Source organism: Pararhizobium polonicum (genome assembly GCF_001687365.1).
In the GTDB taxonomy this organism is placed as follows: domain Bacteria; phylum Pseudomonadota; class Alphaproteobacteria; order Rhizobiales; family Rhizobiaceae; genus Pararhizobium; species Pararhizobium polonicum.
In genome coordinates, this window is the sequence record NZ_LGLV01000012.1 from 197,039 (window position 1) to 212,063 (window position 15,025).

General features: G+C 61.7%; 17 protein-coding genes. 8 read left to right on the plus strand and 9 right to left on the minus strand.

The window, feature by feature from the left end; all coding sequences use genetic code 11:
• Positions 1 to 34: 34 nt before the first annotated feature.
• Both ADU59_RS19710 and betI read right to left on the minus strand, forming a co-directional pair.
• Entirely contained in the window at positions 35 to 1,261 is a 1,227-nt protein-coding gene (locus tag ADU59_RS19710; RefSeq protein WP_068955854.1) for an aminotransferase-like domain-containing protein, read from the minus strand.
• Positions 1,262 to 1,362: 101 nt separating this feature from the next.
• Positions 1,363 to 1,998: a transcriptional regulator BetI gene (gene betI / locus ADU59_RS19715; RefSeq protein WP_068955855.1), complete on the minus strand. Its 636-nt coding sequence runs from the start codon at positions 1,996 to 1,998 to the stop codon at positions 1,363 to 1,365.
• A 107-nt stretch (positions 1,999 to 2,105) separates the two neighbouring features.
• Between betI and choX the strand changes: the two genes are divergently transcribed.
• Positions 2,106 to 3,047: a choline ABC transporter substrate-binding protein gene (choX, locus tag ADU59_RS19720; protein WP_068955924.1), complete on the plus strand. Its 942-nt coding sequence runs from the start codon at positions 2,106 to 2,108 to the stop codon at positions 3,045 to 3,047.
• On the plus strand, positions 3,044 to 4,075 hold the full coding sequence (locus ADU59_RS19725) for an alcohol dehydrogenase catalytic domain-containing protein (RefSeq protein WP_068955856.1): 1,032 nt from the start codon (positions 3,044 to 3,046) through the stop codon (positions 4,073 to 4,075). The genes choX and ADU59_RS19725 overlap by 4 nt, the downstream gene beginning before the upstream one ends.
• 291 nt (positions 4,076 to 4,366) lie before the next feature.
• Here ADU59_RS19725 and ilvC read toward each other — a convergent pair whose 3' ends face one another.
• From ilvC to ADU59_RS19740, 3 genes are read right to left on the minus strand one after another with little or no spacing between them, the layout of a single operon-like run.
• Positions 4,367 to 5,386: a ketol-acid reductoisomerase gene (gene ilvC / locus ADU59_RS19730; protein ID WP_068955857.1), complete on the minus strand. Its 1,020-nt coding sequence runs from the start codon at positions 5,384 to 5,386 to the stop codon at positions 4,367 to 4,369.
• Positions 5,387 to 5,445: 59 nt separating this feature from the next.
• A complete protein-coding gene (locus tag ADU59_RS19735; RefSeq protein WP_068955858.1) occupies positions 5,446 to 5,790 on the minus strand; it encodes a hypothetical protein in 345 nt (114 codons plus the stop codon).
• The gene (locus ADU59_RS19740) at positions 5,787 to 6,422 is read right to left on the minus strand and encodes a TetR/AcrR family transcriptional regulator (RefSeq protein WP_068955859.1); all 636 of its coding nucleotides are present in this window, start codon (positions 6,420 to 6,422) and stop codon (positions 5,787 to 5,789) included. Before ADU59_RS19740 ends, ADU59_RS19735 begins: the two co-directional genes overlap by 4 nt.
• A 267-nt stretch (positions 6,423 to 6,689) precedes the next feature.
• Between ADU59_RS19740 and ADU59_RS19745 the strand changes: the two genes are divergently transcribed.
• Genes ADU59_RS19745 through ADU59_RS19755 form a run of 3 tightly spaced genes read left to right on the plus strand, consistent with a single transcriptional unit; the run spans position 6,690 to position 7,859 of the window.
• On the plus strand, positions 6,690 to 7,136 hold the full coding sequence (locus tag ADU59_RS19745) for a hypothetical protein (RefSeq protein WP_068955860.1): 447 nt from the start codon (positions 6,690 to 6,692) through the stop codon (positions 7,134 to 7,136).
• An 18-nt stretch (positions 7,137 to 7,154) separates the two neighbouring features.
• The gene (locus ADU59_RS19750) at positions 7,155 to 7,466 is read left to right on the plus strand and encodes a Hint domain-containing protein (protein ID WP_068955861.1); all 312 of its coding nucleotides are present in this window, start codon (positions 7,155 to 7,157) and stop codon (positions 7,464 to 7,466) included.
• Positions 7,467 to 7,499: 33 nt separating this feature from the next.
• A complete protein-coding gene (locus ADU59_RS19755; protein ID WP_068955862.1) occupies positions 7,500 to 7,859 on the plus strand; it encodes a DUF4087 domain-containing protein in 360 nt (119 codons plus the stop codon).
• Between the two features lie 5 nt (positions 7,860 to 7,864).
• Here the strand turns inward: ADU59_RS19755 and ADU59_RS19760 are convergent, their stop codons facing one another.
• Entirely contained in the window at positions 7,865 to 8,770 is a 906-nt protein-coding gene (locus ADU59_RS19760; RefSeq protein WP_068955863.1) for a LysR family transcriptional regulator, read from the minus strand.
• 96 nt (positions 8,771 to 8,866) lie between these two features.
• Here ADU59_RS19760 and ADU59_RS19765 point away from each other — a divergent pair, with 96 nt between their 5' ends.
• On the plus strand, positions 8,867 to 9,922 hold the full coding sequence (locus tag ADU59_RS19765) for an SDR family oxidoreductase (protein ID WP_068955864.1): 1,056 nt from the start codon (positions 8,867 to 8,869) through the stop codon (positions 9,920 to 9,922).
• 24 nt (positions 9,923 to 9,946) lie between these two features.
• On the opposite strand, the gene ADU59_RS19770 is transcribed toward ADU59_RS19765, so the two are convergent.
• Together ADU59_RS19770 and ADU59_RS19775 are read right to left on the minus strand one after the other, a co-directional pair.
• The gene (locus ADU59_RS19770) at positions 9,947 to 11,242 is read right to left on the minus strand and encodes an NAD(P)/FAD-dependent oxidoreductase (protein WP_068955865.1); all 1,296 of its coding nucleotides are present in this window, start codon (positions 11,240 to 11,242) and stop codon (positions 9,947 to 9,949) included.
• A gap of 94 nt (positions 11,243 to 11,336) precedes the next feature.
• Entirely contained in the window at positions 11,337 to 11,801 is a 465-nt protein-coding gene (locus ADU59_RS19775) for an Lrp/AsnC family transcriptional regulator (RefSeq protein WP_068955866.1), read from the minus strand.
• A 173-nt stretch (positions 11,802 to 11,974) separates the two neighbouring features.
• Between ADU59_RS19775 and ADU59_RS19780 the strand changes: the two genes are divergently transcribed.
• A complete protein-coding gene (locus ADU59_RS19780; RefSeq protein WP_068955867.1) occupies positions 11,975 to 12,694 on the plus strand; it encodes an aspartate/glutamate racemase family protein in 720 nt (239 codons plus the stop codon).
• Positions 12,695 to 12,760: 66 nt separating this feature from the next.
• Positions 12,761 to 13,735 (plus strand): bifunctional helix-turn-helix transcriptional regulator/GNAT family N-acetyltransferase, encoded by a 975-nt coding sequence (locus ADU59_RS19785; protein WP_068955868.1) that lies wholly within the window; start codon positions 12,761 to 12,763, stop codon positions 13,733 to 13,735.
• On the opposite strand, the gene ADU59_RS19790 is transcribed toward ADU59_RS19785, so the two are convergent.
• Positions 13,678 to 14,964 carry an FAD-dependent oxidoreductase gene (locus ADU59_RS19790; RefSeq protein ID WP_068955869.1) on the minus strand — a complete coding sequence of 429 codons (1,287 nt, stop codon included), beginning with the start codon at positions 14,962 to 14,964 and terminating at the stop codon, positions 13,678 to 13,680. The two genes, ADU59_RS19785 and ADU59_RS19790, sit on opposite strands and share 58 nt — an antisense overlap.
• Positions 14,965 to 15,025 lie beyond the last annotated feature (61 nt).

A 15,025-nucleotide genomic window follows, 5' to 3' on the forward strand; every position in this document is an offset into this window, starting at 1 on the left:
AACATCCCGAGTACGATCCAGCTCTATAACGGCGTCAGGCAGCCATCGCTGCCTGCTCGCGGATCAGTCTGCCGAGGCGGGAAATGCCCTCATCGATCATCGCCTCGTCGGCGCAGGAGAAGCTGACACGGCAGGTATTGGCGCCGGACCCGTCGGCGAAGAACGCCTTGCCCGGCACGAAGGCGACCTTTGCCGATACCAGCGACTTGGCCAGAAGGTCCGCTCCGTCCATGCCGGCCGGCAGGGTCAGCCAGACGAACATGCCGCCCTCCGGCGTCGTCCAGCTGACGCCATCCGGCATGTATTTCGAAAGCGCTGCCAGCATGGCATCGCGCCGCTTGCTGTAAACGGCCTTGATCTTGGCGACCTGTGCGTCGAAACCGCGCTCGGCGACATGGCAGATGGCCATCTGGTTGATGGTCGAGGAATGCAGATCGGCCGCCTGCTTCATCAGCACCAGTTTGCGGATGATCGGCATGGCCGCAACCACGAAACCGACGCGAAGGCCGGGCGCCAGCGTCTTGGAGAAGCTGCCGCAATAGATCGTCCGGGTCTCGTTGATCGAGCCCTTGCGGGCGATCTCGAGCGCCAGGATCGGCGGCACGGTTTCGCCGTCGTAACGCAGCGACTGATAGGCGGCATCCTCGATGAGGGCGATATCGAGTTCCTCGGCAAGATCCAGCACCTTCTCGCGCGCGGCAAGGTCCAGCGTTTCGCCGGTCGGGTTGGCGAACTCGGCCGACATATAGGCGAACTTCACCCGGCCGCCCGCTTCGGCTGCGGCATCGCGGTAAGCCTGCGGCGTGCGGTTGCCGGACGGCGACAGCTGGTCGTAGGACGGCTCATAGGCATTGAACGCCTGCAGCGCGCCCAGATAGGTCGGCCAGGTCACCAGCGCCGTGTCGTTCGGCGACAGGAACAGCTTGCCGAGATAATCGAGCGCCTGCTGCGAGCCAGAGGTGATCAGGATGTTTTCCGCCTCGCACGGGATACCGAGAGCCGCCATGCGGCCGGCAAGCCATTGGCGCAGCGGCAGGTAGCCCTCGCTGACGGAATATTGCAGGGCGGCACTCACCGTCGGGCCGCCGAAGATGTCCGCATAGGCGGCCTTGAATTCCGCATCGGGAAACAGCGCCGGGTCCGGAATGCCGCCGGCAAAGGAAATGATGTCCGGCCGGTCGAGCAGTTTCAGCAATTCACGAATTTCGGAAGCACGCATCCGTGACGAGCGTGTCGCGAAGATATTTTCCCAATCCAGCATGGACGTTTCCTCAGATTATGCTTTTTCCGGAGCACATCACGCTCCGTTGATTAAGTCAACAATGCTGACCTATATTTTGCCCGGCAGATGCATTTTCTGCGTCATTCTCCGGAGGGCAGCATTTGCAGCCGTTTGACGGCCGTCTCCCCCAAGCTATTCCGCGTATATTGCACAAGCAACTGCTTGGCCTGCAGCAGCGAGATATCGGCATCGGAATGCCCCCGGCGCAGCCAGATCCCGTCGAGCATCGCGGCAAAGCCCAGAACGAAGGGCGCAATCTCCTCCCGCTCCAGAACCGGCGCCAGCTCTGCCGCAAGATTGGAACGGAGCCGCCGGTAGAACAGCCGTTGCAGCCGCGCATAGCGCTCGTTATGCGCGGCCTCGGCATAAAAGGAGATCCAGGCATTGGCGGTGTTGCGCTCGAACCGCGATTCCGGAAAATTGCCGTCGACAACCGCAAGAATCCTGTCCCAGCGGGTGCGCGCAGCCCGCAGCCGCATCACCACCTCATCCATCAGGATGCGGTTCGCATGGCGAACCATTTCGAACAGAACCTCTTCCTTGTCCTTGAAATAATAGGTGAGGATCCCCTGCGACATGCCGGCCTCGTGGCATATCCGCGTGGTCGTCAGGCCCTTCAGCCCATCCCGGATGAAAATCCGGTACGCCGCCTCGATCAGTTCGATCCGGCGGATCTCCTCGATGCGTTTTTTCTGCTTTTTCGGTTGCGCGCTCATATCCATTCAATAGCGGAAGAAATTTTTGTACGCTCTAACAAATATTTATTTTGACAAAAAATAGCGATGACCTATCGTTTCCTCAATATCAAAAAAGGGGAATGAAGATGAACGCATGCAAGCTTGCCCTCGCCGCGCTCGGCGTCACCCTGCTGCCTCTCGCGGCCCATGCCACGGACGCGGAATCCTGCCGTGCGGTGCGCATGTCGGATCTCGGCTGGACGGATATTTCGCTCACCAACACCACCGCCGCCGTGATGCTGACAGCGCTCGGCTACCAGCCGGCGCAGACCCTGCTCGGCCTCAATGTCACCTATGAAATGCTCAGGGGCAAACAGCTCGATATCTTCCTCGGCAACTGGCGCCCGGTCCAGGACGAACAGTTCAAGGCCTATTTCGATGACAAGTCGGTCGAGCCGCTGGCAACCAATCTCGAAGGCGCCAAGTTCACCCTCGCCGTGCCGAAATACGTCGCCGATGCCGGCGTCAAATCCTATGACGACCTCGCTGCCCATGCCGACAGGTTCGATAAAAAGATCTATGGCATCGAGCCGGGCTCCAACCAGCCTTTGCTGGACATGATCGCAGCCGGCAACCACCAGCTCGCCGGCTGGGACGTGGTGGAATCCAGCGAAGCGGCGATGCTGATGCAGGTCGCCAAGGCCACCAAGGCCAAGGACTGGGTCGTGTTCCTCGGCTGGGAACCGCACCCGATGAACCTGATGTACGACCTCACCTATCTCTCCGGCGGCGACAAGGAATATGGCCCGAATTTCGGCGGCGCAACCGTGCGCACCATCGCCCGTGGCGGCTATGCCGCCGAATGCCCGAATGCGGCAAAACTGTTCGGCAATCTGGTTTTCGACCTGGCATATGAAAACATCGGCATGGACATGATTTCCAACAAGGGGGCATCGGCCGAAGATGCCGCCCGGCAAATGATGAAGGACCATCCGGAAAAGCTGGAAAGCTGGCTTGCCGGCGTCACCACCTTCGACGGAGCTCCCGCCCTCCCAGTGGTGCAGGCAGCACTGGGGCTGAAGCCATGAGCCTCATTCAGGACTTCATGAACGCGGCGGTCCTCGAGACCGATGACGCCCCGCTGCAACAACGCCGGGTTCCCACCCCAAAACCCGGCCCCGGCCAGATCCTCGTCAAGCTTAGCGCCTGCGGTGTCTGCCATTCGGATGTCCATATCTGGAAGGGCCATGTCCGCGCGCCCTCGGCGCCCACTCCATTCATCCTCGGTCACGAGGGCGTCGGCACCGTCGTCGCCGTCGGGCCGGATGTGAGTGGCTGGGATATCGGCGCGGGCGCCGGCGTTCCCTGGATCCACGATACCTGCTGCCATTGCGACGAATGCAAGGACGGCATGGAATCCTTCTGCCAGACCCAGCGGGCGCATGGACTGAATGTTCCGGGCGCCTTCGCCGAATATGTGGTGGCCGACGCCGCCTTTGCCGTCCCGCTGCCGGATGGTCTCGATCCTGTCGCACTCGCACCGATCATGTGCGCCGGCGTGACCGCCTACGGCGCCATCAAGCGCTCCGGCCTACGGGCGGGCGAAACCTGCGCCATATTCGGCTGCGGCGGTCTTGGCCTTTATGCCGTCCAGATTGCCGCCCGGCTGGGTGTGCGCGTCATCGCCATCGATCGCGATCCGGCCAAGCTCGAACTCGCCCGCCGCTACGGTGCCGCCGAAACGCTGGTGGCAGACGGCAAGCTGGCCGAAACTGTGAGCGCGGACATCTACAGGAGCCATGTCTGCATCAACTTTGCCCCGACGCCGGCCACCTGGGCATCGATGATCGCCGCCATCCGGCCCCGCGGCCGCATCGTCGCAGCGGCGCTGGTGCCGGACCCCGTCCCCGTCAGCCAGGAATGGCTGACCACCACAGGCGTCATCATCACCGGAACAAGCGTGGGAACGCGCGCGGAAATGCGCGAGGTGGTCGAAATGCATGCGAAAAGAGCGCTGGAAAACGACATCGTACCGATCACGCTCGATGGCGTGTCGCACGCGCTGAACGCATTGGACCAAGGCACGGCCGCCGGTCGCTTCGTCATCACCTTCTGATGTCTGCGTCCGAAACCATGTCAGGTCCGGAGCATCATGCCTCGTGGTGTCCGAACATGCTCAAGCCCACCAGCAGCACGATGGCGCCGACGATGAAAGCATCAAACAGGGCGAAGTGATAGAAGAACGTTGTCATAGCAGTATCCTCCTGGCGAATAGAATACTACAAAAGCCGAAATATTCCAAATATTATCGATGAATAGACAACAGAACACGAAAAAGCCGGAGATCTCTCTCCGGCTTTTCAGTATCACGCAATCGCAACACTCTAATGTTGCCGTGCAGCAAAGCTTAGTTCTTGGCCTTATCGACCAGCTTGTTCTTGCCGATCCAGGGCATCATGCCACGCAGCTTGGCGCCGACTTCTTCGATCTGGTGGTTGTCGTTCAGGCGGCGGATACCCTTGAAGCGGGCAGCACCGGAACGGTATTCCTGCATCCAGTCAGAGGTGAACTTGCCGGTCTGGATGTCGGTCAGAACGCGCTTCATTTCAGCCTTGGTTTCCGCCGTGATGATACGCGGACCCGAGACGTATTCGCCCCACTCGGCCGTGTTCGAGATCGAGTAGTTCATGTTGGCGATGCCGCCTTCATAGATCAGATCGACGATCAGCTTGACTTCGTGCAGGCACTCGAAATAGGCCATTTCCGGCGCATAGCCGCCTTCGACCAGCGTTTCGAAGCCGGCGCGGATCAGCTCGACGAGACCGCCGCACAGAACGACCTGTTCGCCGAAGAGGTCGGTTTCGCATTCTTCCTTGAAGTTGGTTTCGATGATACCCGAACGGCCGCCGCCGACGCCGCAGGCGTAGGAGAGAGCGAGGTCAAGCGCGTTGCCGGAAGCATTCTTTTCAACGGCAACGAGGCAGGGAACGCCGCCACCCTTCTGGTATTCGCCGCGAACCGTGTGGCCGGGGCCCTTCGGGGCGATCATGACGACGTCGAGCGTGTCCTTCGGCTCGATGAGGCCGAAATGAACGTTGAGGCCGTGGGCGAATGCGATGGCCGCACCGTCACGGATGTTGCCGGCAATCTCGGCCTTGTAGATGTCGGCCTGCAGCTCGTCAGGCGTCGCCATCATCAACAGGTCGCCCCACTTGGCAGCTTCGGCAACAGTCATGACCTTGAAGCCATCGGCTTCGGCCTTCTTGATGGTGGCGGAGCCGGCCTTCAGAGCGATGACGACGTTGGTGGCGCCGCTGTCCTTCAGGTTCAGCGCATGGGCGCGGCCCTGCGAGCCGTAACCAACGATGACGACGTTCTTGGACTTGATGAGGTTGAGATCGGCATCACGATCGTAATAGACGCGCATTGTAATTTCCTTCCCTTTGCTTGTCTTGGTCAATAAAGAATGAATGTGTGGCAGCTCCGTCAGCTTTTCGGAGCGTTCACCGTTAAGTAAGCAACAAAGTCCGGGTCACGCACTGTGTCGCCGGTATCGCTTGTGTACACCCCCTCTTCCGCACGCTCGAAGGCGTCAAGAATTGGAGGCAGATTGAAGTCCTCTCCAGCCCTGCTTCCTTCGCATCCCACGGATATCCCCTCAAAGGGATCGATGGAGCGGATATAACCGTGAAGCTGTATGGATTCGGTCACTGTTCCGTCAGGCTGGCGATAGGTGATGCCGATTAGGACATAACTTCCCAACAGCTCGTCCGCAAAGTCCGCATCCCACTCTTCTTCAGCTCCGTCAACGGATTCCCACTCCCCGCTCATTCGGAAACACCTTCCGAACCGTGCAGCGCGAGAAAGGCATCGATCGCCTTTCGGGCTTGAGGTCCGTTATCCTCAAGGCGGGGCTCGCCGAGCAACATTCGGACGTGGAGATCGGAGACGATCAAGCCATACAGCGCGTAATACGCGCTATCGGCATGTTCAAAGCGAAGAAGACCTGCCGCCTTCCCCGCATCAATAAGCGCAATGGCACGCCGGTCGATTTGGCGACGGCCATGTTCGACAAGAAGCTTGCCAAGCTTGGACCCGCCGGGTCCGGATTGACCGATTGCAAGCCTGTTGAGCGCCAGCGAAACCTCGCCGGAGAGAACATCCAGCAGGTCCAAAGCAAAACGTTCAAGATGAACGTGCAACAGATCTGCGGTGAGCCGCTCTCCGGAGCGTTCAAAGGTTCTTACCTTGCTCTGCTGAAACGCAATCATCGCCGACAAAAGACCGTCGCGATCGCCGAACCACTTGTACAGGCTTTCCTTCGAGCAATTGGCAGCCCGTGCCACCCCCGCCGTCGTCAGCGCCTTCTCGCCGCCATCGACCAGCAGACGCAACGCGCTGTCCAGAACATCGTTCTGGCGCGGCGAATAGTCCGGCTGGTGCGGGTGGGCGGCAAGCTGCAAAAAACCATCTCCATTCACAGTACCGTACGGTACGGTTCGCCGCTTATGCCGCAAAGCCACGAGACGGTCAAGCCCGATTTGAGAGGATTTTGAACTGCGGCGTTTCCGCAGGCAGGCGGAGCCAATGCGAATATTGCCGCACCGCCAAACGTCATCCGGAGAACCAAACGCACCCCAAAATGGATGCATCCATACACCCCGCCCCTGTTTCGCTTAAAAGGATGCTCCGCTAACGTGCGGCACCATCCTCAATGCCCTGGAGTTTTCATGCTTCGACTGTCTCAAGTCGCCCTGCTTTTCGCCACGCTCGCCCTTCTGCCGGTTTCGGCATCCGCCCAATCCGACGAGGACGTCTACAACCGGATCGAATCCCTGCATGGCAATGCCGGCGACCTCAACGAGCCGCTGCTCAGCCTGGTGGAGGCGATGGGCAATGACGATGCGGCAACGATCGCGGGGCTTGCCGAATATCCCCTGCGGGTCGCGGCTAATGGTGAAAGCTACGAAATTCAGAACGCCGACGATTTCATCGAGAATTTCGACACGCTGGTGACACAGGATACAAGGGATGCCGTTGCAGGCCAGACATACGGCCAGCTCTTCGTCAACAGCGACGGCGTGATGCTGGCGGATGGAGCGGTCTGGATGAGCAATGTCTGCGACAATGGCGATTGCAGCTCATCCCACTGGGCGGTGATCAGCATCAACAATTAAGACTAGGGGGAGGAAACCATGCGCCTTGACGTCATAGCGGCGACAGCCGTCATCACTCTTGCAACCGCGACGTCAGGCTTTGCCGCCGACGACGCTCCCTACGCCGGAAGCTGGGATTGTGGCATCGCCACCTTCAGCTTTACCGGGGATACCTATGATTCCGGAGAAGGACCGATACCGATCCGCAAGGTTGAAAAGGAGGACGGCAACTATATCCTGTCTTTCGACGACAATTATCAGATCGGCCTGTCGAGCGTCACGCCAACGTCGATGCAATGGCTTTCAATGGAAAGCGGCGACATGTTCGATTGCAAGCGCCTGAAACCCTGAACCTCCGGCACCCGCCCGGCAAAGGACGTATCCATGAAGCTTTCCGTCGCAACGTTCCTGATTGGCATGCTCGCCGCCTCACCGCTCCTTGCCGCCGAAACCCGCTGCGGCTGGCTGCAAAATCCGACACCGGGCAACTGGTGGCTTGACGATGCCGATGGTACCTGGACGATCATGACGCAAGGGGCTGGAACCGAGCCGGCCGGCATGGAGCTGATCCCCGACATCTCCGAACGCGACTACGTCAAGACCAACGGCAATTACGGCTATGCCTGCGCCTGCCTCTCCGTCGAGACCGACAAAAACGAGGAAAGCATCACCAAAATCCTGTCGTTCCGGCAGCTGGCGCTCGCCAAATGCGAAAACGACGGCAAGCTGTCAGCGCCGCAATAAGAGCCTCAACTCAAGCGGCAGCGTTCGGCGAGAAAATCGAGAAAGACCCGCACCCGCGCCGGCATGGGACCGCCCTGCCCGAGGAAAATCGCGTGAACCTCCTCGCTGTCCGACGCCGTAAACGGTTCGAGCACCGGCACCAGTGAGCCGCGCGCAAAATCGTTCCGAACCTGAAAATCTGCCAGCCGCGCCAGCCCCGCGCCCGCCAGCGCCAGCTCCCGCAGAGCCTCCCCGTCGCTCGCCTGGATGCTGCCGGTCGGCTTGATCGTCTGGCCAACCCCGTCCTTGGCGAAAGGCCAGCCGCCGCCGGCGCGGACATAATTGGGGCCGAGCAGGTTGTGGCTGGCCAGATCACCGGGATGGTGCGGCACGCCCTTGCGTTCCAGATAGCCGGGTGCCGCGGCGATATGCATTTTCACAGTGCCAAGCTTGCGCGCCATCAACGCAGAGTCTTTGAGCGGTCCGGCCCGCACCGCCACATCTGTGCGGTCTTCCAGCAGATCGACGACATGATCGGTCAGTGACAGGTCGAGCGACACATCGGCAAACCGCGCCATAAATTCCGGCAGTGCCGGCAACAGGATGTGCCGGCCGAACGGCACGTTGCAGCTGACACGGATGCGCCCGCACGGGCTGTCGGCGAAGGCCGCGGCACTTTCCGCCTCGTCGAGGTTTGCCAGCACCCGCACGCCATGTTCGTAATAACGGCAGCCTTCCGGGGTGAGTTGCAACTTGCGGGTCGAGCGGTTGACCAGCCGCGCATTCAGCCGGCTCTCCAGCCGCGTCACCAGCTTGCTCACCGCCGAGGGCGTCATGGCAAAATCGCGGGCGGCGGCCGAGAATCCGCCGAGATCCACGACACGCACGAACACCTCCATCTCGCCGGAGCGATTGACATCCAGCCTCGCCATTGTGCCCTCACTTCACAAATCCTGTGCCTTACCGCTGTCTAGTTCTCAAATCGTCGCGCGTCCATATCTGATGCATCGACACATCAGGAGACTGTCATGCGCAATCCGCACAAAACCGCCCTCATCGTCGGCGCCCAGGGCGTCATCGGCGGCAATCTCGTCCGCCATCTGGAAACATTGGAAGACTGGTCGATCATCGGCCTCTCCCGGCGCGGCGGCCTATCGACGGACAGGATCCGGCATATCTCCGTCGATCTGCTCGACCCGGAAGATTGCTCGAACAAACTCACCGATCTCTCTGACGTGACTCACATTTTCTATGCCGCCTATCAGGATCGCCCGACCTGGGCGGAGCTGGTCGAACCCAACCTCGCCATGCTGGTCAATGTCGTCACCGCCGTCGAGGAGGTGGCACCCAATCTTGCCCATGTCAGCCTGATGCAGGGTTACAAGGTCTATGGCGCCCATCTCGGCCCCTTCAAGACGCCGGCCCGCGAAGACGAAGACAACCACATGCCGCCCGAATTCAACATGGACCAGCAGGCGTTCCTGCAGAAGCAGAAAGGCAAGTCATGGACATGGTCGGCGCTGCGTCCCTCGGTCGTGATCGGCGTTGCCACCGGCAATCCGATGAACCTTGCCATGGTCATCGGCCTCTACGCCGCGATGTCGAAGGAACTCGGCCTGCCCTTGCGCTTTCCCGGCAAGCCCGGCGCCTATGACACGCTGCTCGAAATGACCGACGCCGGCCTGCTGGCAAGGGCGACAGTCTGGGCCGCCACCGATCCGCAATGCGCCAATCAGGCCTTCAACATCACCAATGGCGACCTGTTCCGCTGGAACGACATGTGGCCGAAGATCGCCCGCTTCTTCGACATGGAAACGGCCGCCCCGCTGCCGATGTCGCTCAATGTCGTGATGGCGGACAAGGCAGCGCTCTGGCAGGCGATGAAGGAGAAATACGCTCTCGCCGATCACGCTTACGAGGCTGTCTCCTCCTGGGGTTTTGGCGACGCGGTGTTCAGCTGGAACTACGATTTCTTCGCCGACGGCAGCAAGGCGCGCCGGCTCGGATTCCACGACTATGTGCAGACCGACGAGATGTTCCTGTCGGTCTTCCGTGAGATGCGCGCGCAGCGGATCATTCCATGACCGCCCGAAGCGATGCCGGAAGGGCTAACTATCCGTCCCGTCATCCAGCGGTTCGGTTCGCAGCGTTTCCTTCTGGGTGATCAGCCGTGCCGTATGCTGGCCGCTGAGATAGATCCACAGCCAGCTCCAGGCCACGACAAACCGGCTCCGCGTGCCGATCAGGAAGTAGATATGGGCGAGGCCCCATATCCACCAGGCCAGAGCGCCGGTGAGCTTGATCCGGCCGAAATCGATGATCGCCGAACGCCGGCCGATGGTCGCCAGGCTGCCCTGATGACGATAGCGGAAGGGCGCCGGCGCGGCTTTCTGCGTCAGCCGGGCGCGGATGACCTTGGCCACATAGGCGCCCTGCTGCTTGGCGGCAGGCGCGATGCCGGGAACCGGCGTGCCGTCTTCGCGGAAAAGCGACGCCGTATCGCCGGCGACGAAGACATCCGGTAGCCCCGGCGCGCTCAGGTCTTTTTCGACGACGACGCGCCCGGCCCTGTCGGCTGGCACGCCCAGCCATTCCGCCGCGGGAGATGCCTGAACGCCCGCCGCCCAGACGATCGTCCGGCTGCCGATGAAGCGATCGCCGATCATCACGCCTTCGGCCGTGCAGTCCGTCACCCGCTCACCGATGTGAACCTCGACGCCGAGCTTTTCGAGCGCGTTCTGCGCATAGGCGGAGAGTTCCTCGGCAAAGCTCGGCAGCACCCGTGGGCCCGCCTCGACCAGGACAACCCGTGTCTTGCGCGTATCGATGTTGCGGAATTCCTGCGGCAGGGTGACGTGCGCCAGTTCGGCGATGACGCCGGCAAGCTCGACACCGGTCGGCCCGGCACCGACGATGGTAAAGGTCAACAGGGCGGCCCGCGCCTCTGCATCGGTCTCCATCTCGGCTCGCTCGAAGGCCAACAGCATGCGCCGGCGAATGGTGGTGGCATCCTCCAGCGTCTTCAGCCCCGGCGCGACGGGTTCCCACTCGTCCCGCCCGAAATAGGCATGCGTCGCCCCCGTCGCCAGCACCAGGGTGTCGTAGCCGATGCTCTCGCCACTCTTCAGCGTCACGGTTTTGCCGCGCGGATCGACGCCGCCCACCTCGGCCAGGAGGGTGGTGACCTCCGGCCGGTCGCGAAACAACCGCCGGATCGGCCAGGCGATTTCCGAGGTGGCGAGCAAGGTCGTCGCCACCTGGTAGAGCAGCGGCTGGAAAAGATGATGGTTGCGCCGGTCGATCAGGGTGATTTTGACAGGGGCACCCTTGAGGTCCTTGACCAGCTGCAGGCCACCGAATCCGCCACCGACGACGACGACATGGTGAGAGTTTTCAAGCGGCATGATCGTTTCTCCTGTTTCGGGACAAACTCTACCCTTCAAGGCCGATGCACAATTGCGCTTTCGGCATGGCTACCGTGCACGGTGCCGTTCTTGCTCACCGTGCATAATCCACCGGCACCGCCATGCCGCTCTTCAGGATCTCCATCGAGATCGAGGCAGAGACATCGAACAGTTCGACCTTGCGGACGATCTGCTTGTAGATCACATCGTAATGCTCGACGCGCGGCAGCACAACTTTGAGGATGTAGTCGTAATTGCCGGTCAGCCGGTGCGCTTCGACGATCTCGGGAATATCGGCGATTGCCTTGCGGAAGGTCTCGATCCAGTCGTCGGCATGATGGGCGGTCTTGATCAGCGCGAACACGGTGGTCGGGACGCCCATTTTATCGCGATCGAGAACCGCGATGCGCCGCGCGACATAGCCGGTCTCCTCCAGCCGCTGGATCCGCCGCGAGCAGGCGGAGATCGACAGGCTGACTTTTTCGGCGAGATCGCCGACGGACAGGCTGGCATCCTCCTGCAGCAGCGACAGAATCTTCCGGTCTCTTTCGTCCAGCACGCTTCGCTCTCCCCGCGGCAACAGCGCAAGCAATCAATATTTGCGCAAAAATTTCATATCATGCAAAAAATACGCGCAAATACCGGCAATGTCACCCAACAAAGCGAACACTTTCCGCTCACTCCCGGCGACAATCCTGATATCAAAAAACAAAGCGGAACAGGAACGGCACCATGCGCAAGATCGGCCTCATCGGCGGAATGAGCTTTGAAAGCTCGGCAGTCTACTACCGGATGATCAACGAGGCCGTGCGCGCGCATCTCGGCGGCCTGCACTCCGCCGAAGTCATGCTGCATTCGGTCGATTTCCAGACCATCGTCGATCTGCAGAAGGCCGGCCGCTGGGATGACGCCGCCAAGCGCCTTTCCGATGTCGCACAGGGGCTGGAGGCTGCGGGCGCTGCCTGCGTGCTGATCTGCACCAACACGATGCACCTGATCGCCGACGAGGTTCAGGCGTCGATTGCCGTTCCGCTGATCAACATCATCGACCAGACCGCCACCTCCATGAAAGCGGCCGGCATCAAGCGCCCGCTGCTGCTGGCCACCCGCTACACAATGGAGCACAGTTTCTATACTGGCCGCATGGCTGCCCACGATATCGATGTCATGGTTCCGAATGCCGAGGACCGCACGCTCGTCCACGACGTCATCTTCAACGAACTGTGCGCCGGCGTCATTCTCGACACGTCGCGCCAGGCCCTGATGGCGGTCATCGAACGCGCCAAAAACCAGGGTGCCGATGCCATCATTCTCGGCTGCACCGAGATCTGCCTGATCCTCGATCCCCGCAACCTGCCCCTGCCCGGCTTCGATTCCACCGCGATCCATGCCCAGGCCGCGGTCGATTTCGCCCTCGAAGGTCTGTCGCAGCGCGACCAGAAGGCAGCGTGATCCTTGGGTGGAGATACTTGACTGAGTCAAATAAATTGTGATGATGGCGTTCAAACGGAGAATGCCATGTTACACTCAGCCTTTGCCGAAATCGGTAACGACGAGATCGAATCGATCCGCGCCTTCAACCGGTTCTATACCAACCGGATCGGCGTGCTCGACCGCGCCTTTCTCGATACGCCCTATACGCTCACCGAGGCGCGCGTCATCTATGAGCTCGCGGCACAGGGCACCACGTCGGCGTCCCGGCTGACCGAGGAGCTCTCGCTCGATCCGGCCTATCTCAGCCGCATGCTCAAATCCTTCACCGATGCCGGGCTTCTCGAAACGACGCGGGACCCGGCGGACGGCCGTGGCCGCCTGCTGCAGCTGACGCTGCGCGGCCGGGGCATTGCCACCGACCTGGCGCAGCGCTCACGCCAGCGCATCGTCGCCCTGCTTGAACCCATCGCGGAAAAGGAGCGCCGCGAACTCGCCGCCGCCATGGCATCGGTCAAGGCGCTGCTTTCCGGCGAAAAAGATACCAGAGCCCCCATCACCATCCGCACGCACCGCATCGGCGACATGGGCACGGTCATCGCCGGTCAGGCGAAAGCCTATACGGAAACCTATGGCTGGAACGGCGAATACGAAGCTCTGGTCGCCGAAATCTGCGCCGCCTTCATCCGCAACTTCGATCCCGTCCGTGAACGCTGCTGGATCGCGGAACGCGACGGCGCATTTCTCGGCAGTATCTTTCTCGTCAAGGGCGGCAAAGAGACCGCCAAGCTCCGTCTGCTCCACGTGGAGGCCGCCGCGCGTGGTCAGGGCCTCGGCACGCGGCTCGTCGACGAATGCATCGCTTTTGCCAGAAGCGCCGGCTACCGGCGGCTCGAGCTCTGGACCAACGACATCCTCGTTTCCGCGCGCCGCATCTATATCGCCGCCGGCTTCAAGCTGGAGAAGGAAGAGGCCCACCACTCTTTCGGCAAGGATCTGACCGGTCAGATCTGGGCTCTGGATTTGACCGCAATGCCATCCGGCAAGCCCCTGCCGTCCTGACGCTCGCCAAGCCAGTCATGTTCCTTGAGCCCGGCGGATGCGAACGGATCGATCAGCGTGCCGGCGACGATCGCGGCCAGCAACCCCGGCATCGGCGGCACCTTGGCAATGGTCGAGACCAGCCTGTCGCGCACCCAGGCAATCGCGCTAGAATCCGACTGGTAGAACGGCGTGAAGGCAAGCGATAGGAGCTGGAACAGCCGCACATGACTGCGACGGACCCGCCCATAAGCCGCGAGTGCGGACGGGATGTCCGGGCTATTGGCCAGCGCATGACAGAGCGCCGCCGCGTCAAGCAGCGCCATATTGGCGCCCTGCCCCAGTTGCGGGCTGGTCGAATGAGCACTGTCGCCGATGAACGCCAGCCGGCCGGCATAGGGCGGCAGCGTGGTCCGGTGGGCATAGCGCGCCAGCGTCAGTTGCTCCCAATCGCCGATCTGGTCGAGAAACGGTTGGCAATCCGGCCAGTAGCCGCGAATGACCGTCTTCCAGCGCTCAAGTCCGGCCGCCTTGACCGCCTCGACATCGGCAACCTTCAGGCTCCAGAAGAACGCCACCCGCTCCGCCTCGCCCACGGCCGCGCGGCCCGCCGGCAAAAGCCCGATCATCACCTTCGCCTTGTCGTAACGCTGCGACAGCGCATTGCGATCATAAATCGCGCCCGCGCCATCAAGAGTCGCCCAGAAGGCGCCATAGGTGAGATCGCGAATGGCGGGCGCCGAAGCGGAACCGGCCGCCAGCATCGAGCGCGCACCGCTCGCGTCGATGACCAGATCGTAGCCTCCGGCCTCCTGCCCCTCCGTATTCCGCAGCACCGCACGCGCTCCGCGCTGCTCCACGGAAGCGAGATTGACGCCCGTCCGGATGGTGATGCCGCCGGCAACCGCCGCATCGTGCAATGTGTTGAAAAGCGCTGCCCGCTGGACCGCCAACCCGTAACGTCCGCCGGGCGCCGCATCGTAGCGCACGTCGAGAACCGTCCGTCCGCTGACGGCATCGGCGCCGTGCAGCCGGTCGATGCGGCTGCCAAGCGCATGGATCGTGTCGAACAGGCCAAGTGCCGCCAGAACGGTCAGCCCCGTCGGCTGCATCAGCAGGCCGGAACCGACCGGCGCCGGCGTCTCGAAGCGCTCGAGGATTTCGACCCGGTGACCGGCACGCGACAGGAAAAGCGCCGCCGCCAGCCCCGCCGGTCCAGCCCCCGCCACGCCAATATCGAGCTGCTTCATGAATGCCTGTCCGGTATCGTCCCTTCAGACATCTGTAACAGCCTGCGCCGCGAACCGTCCA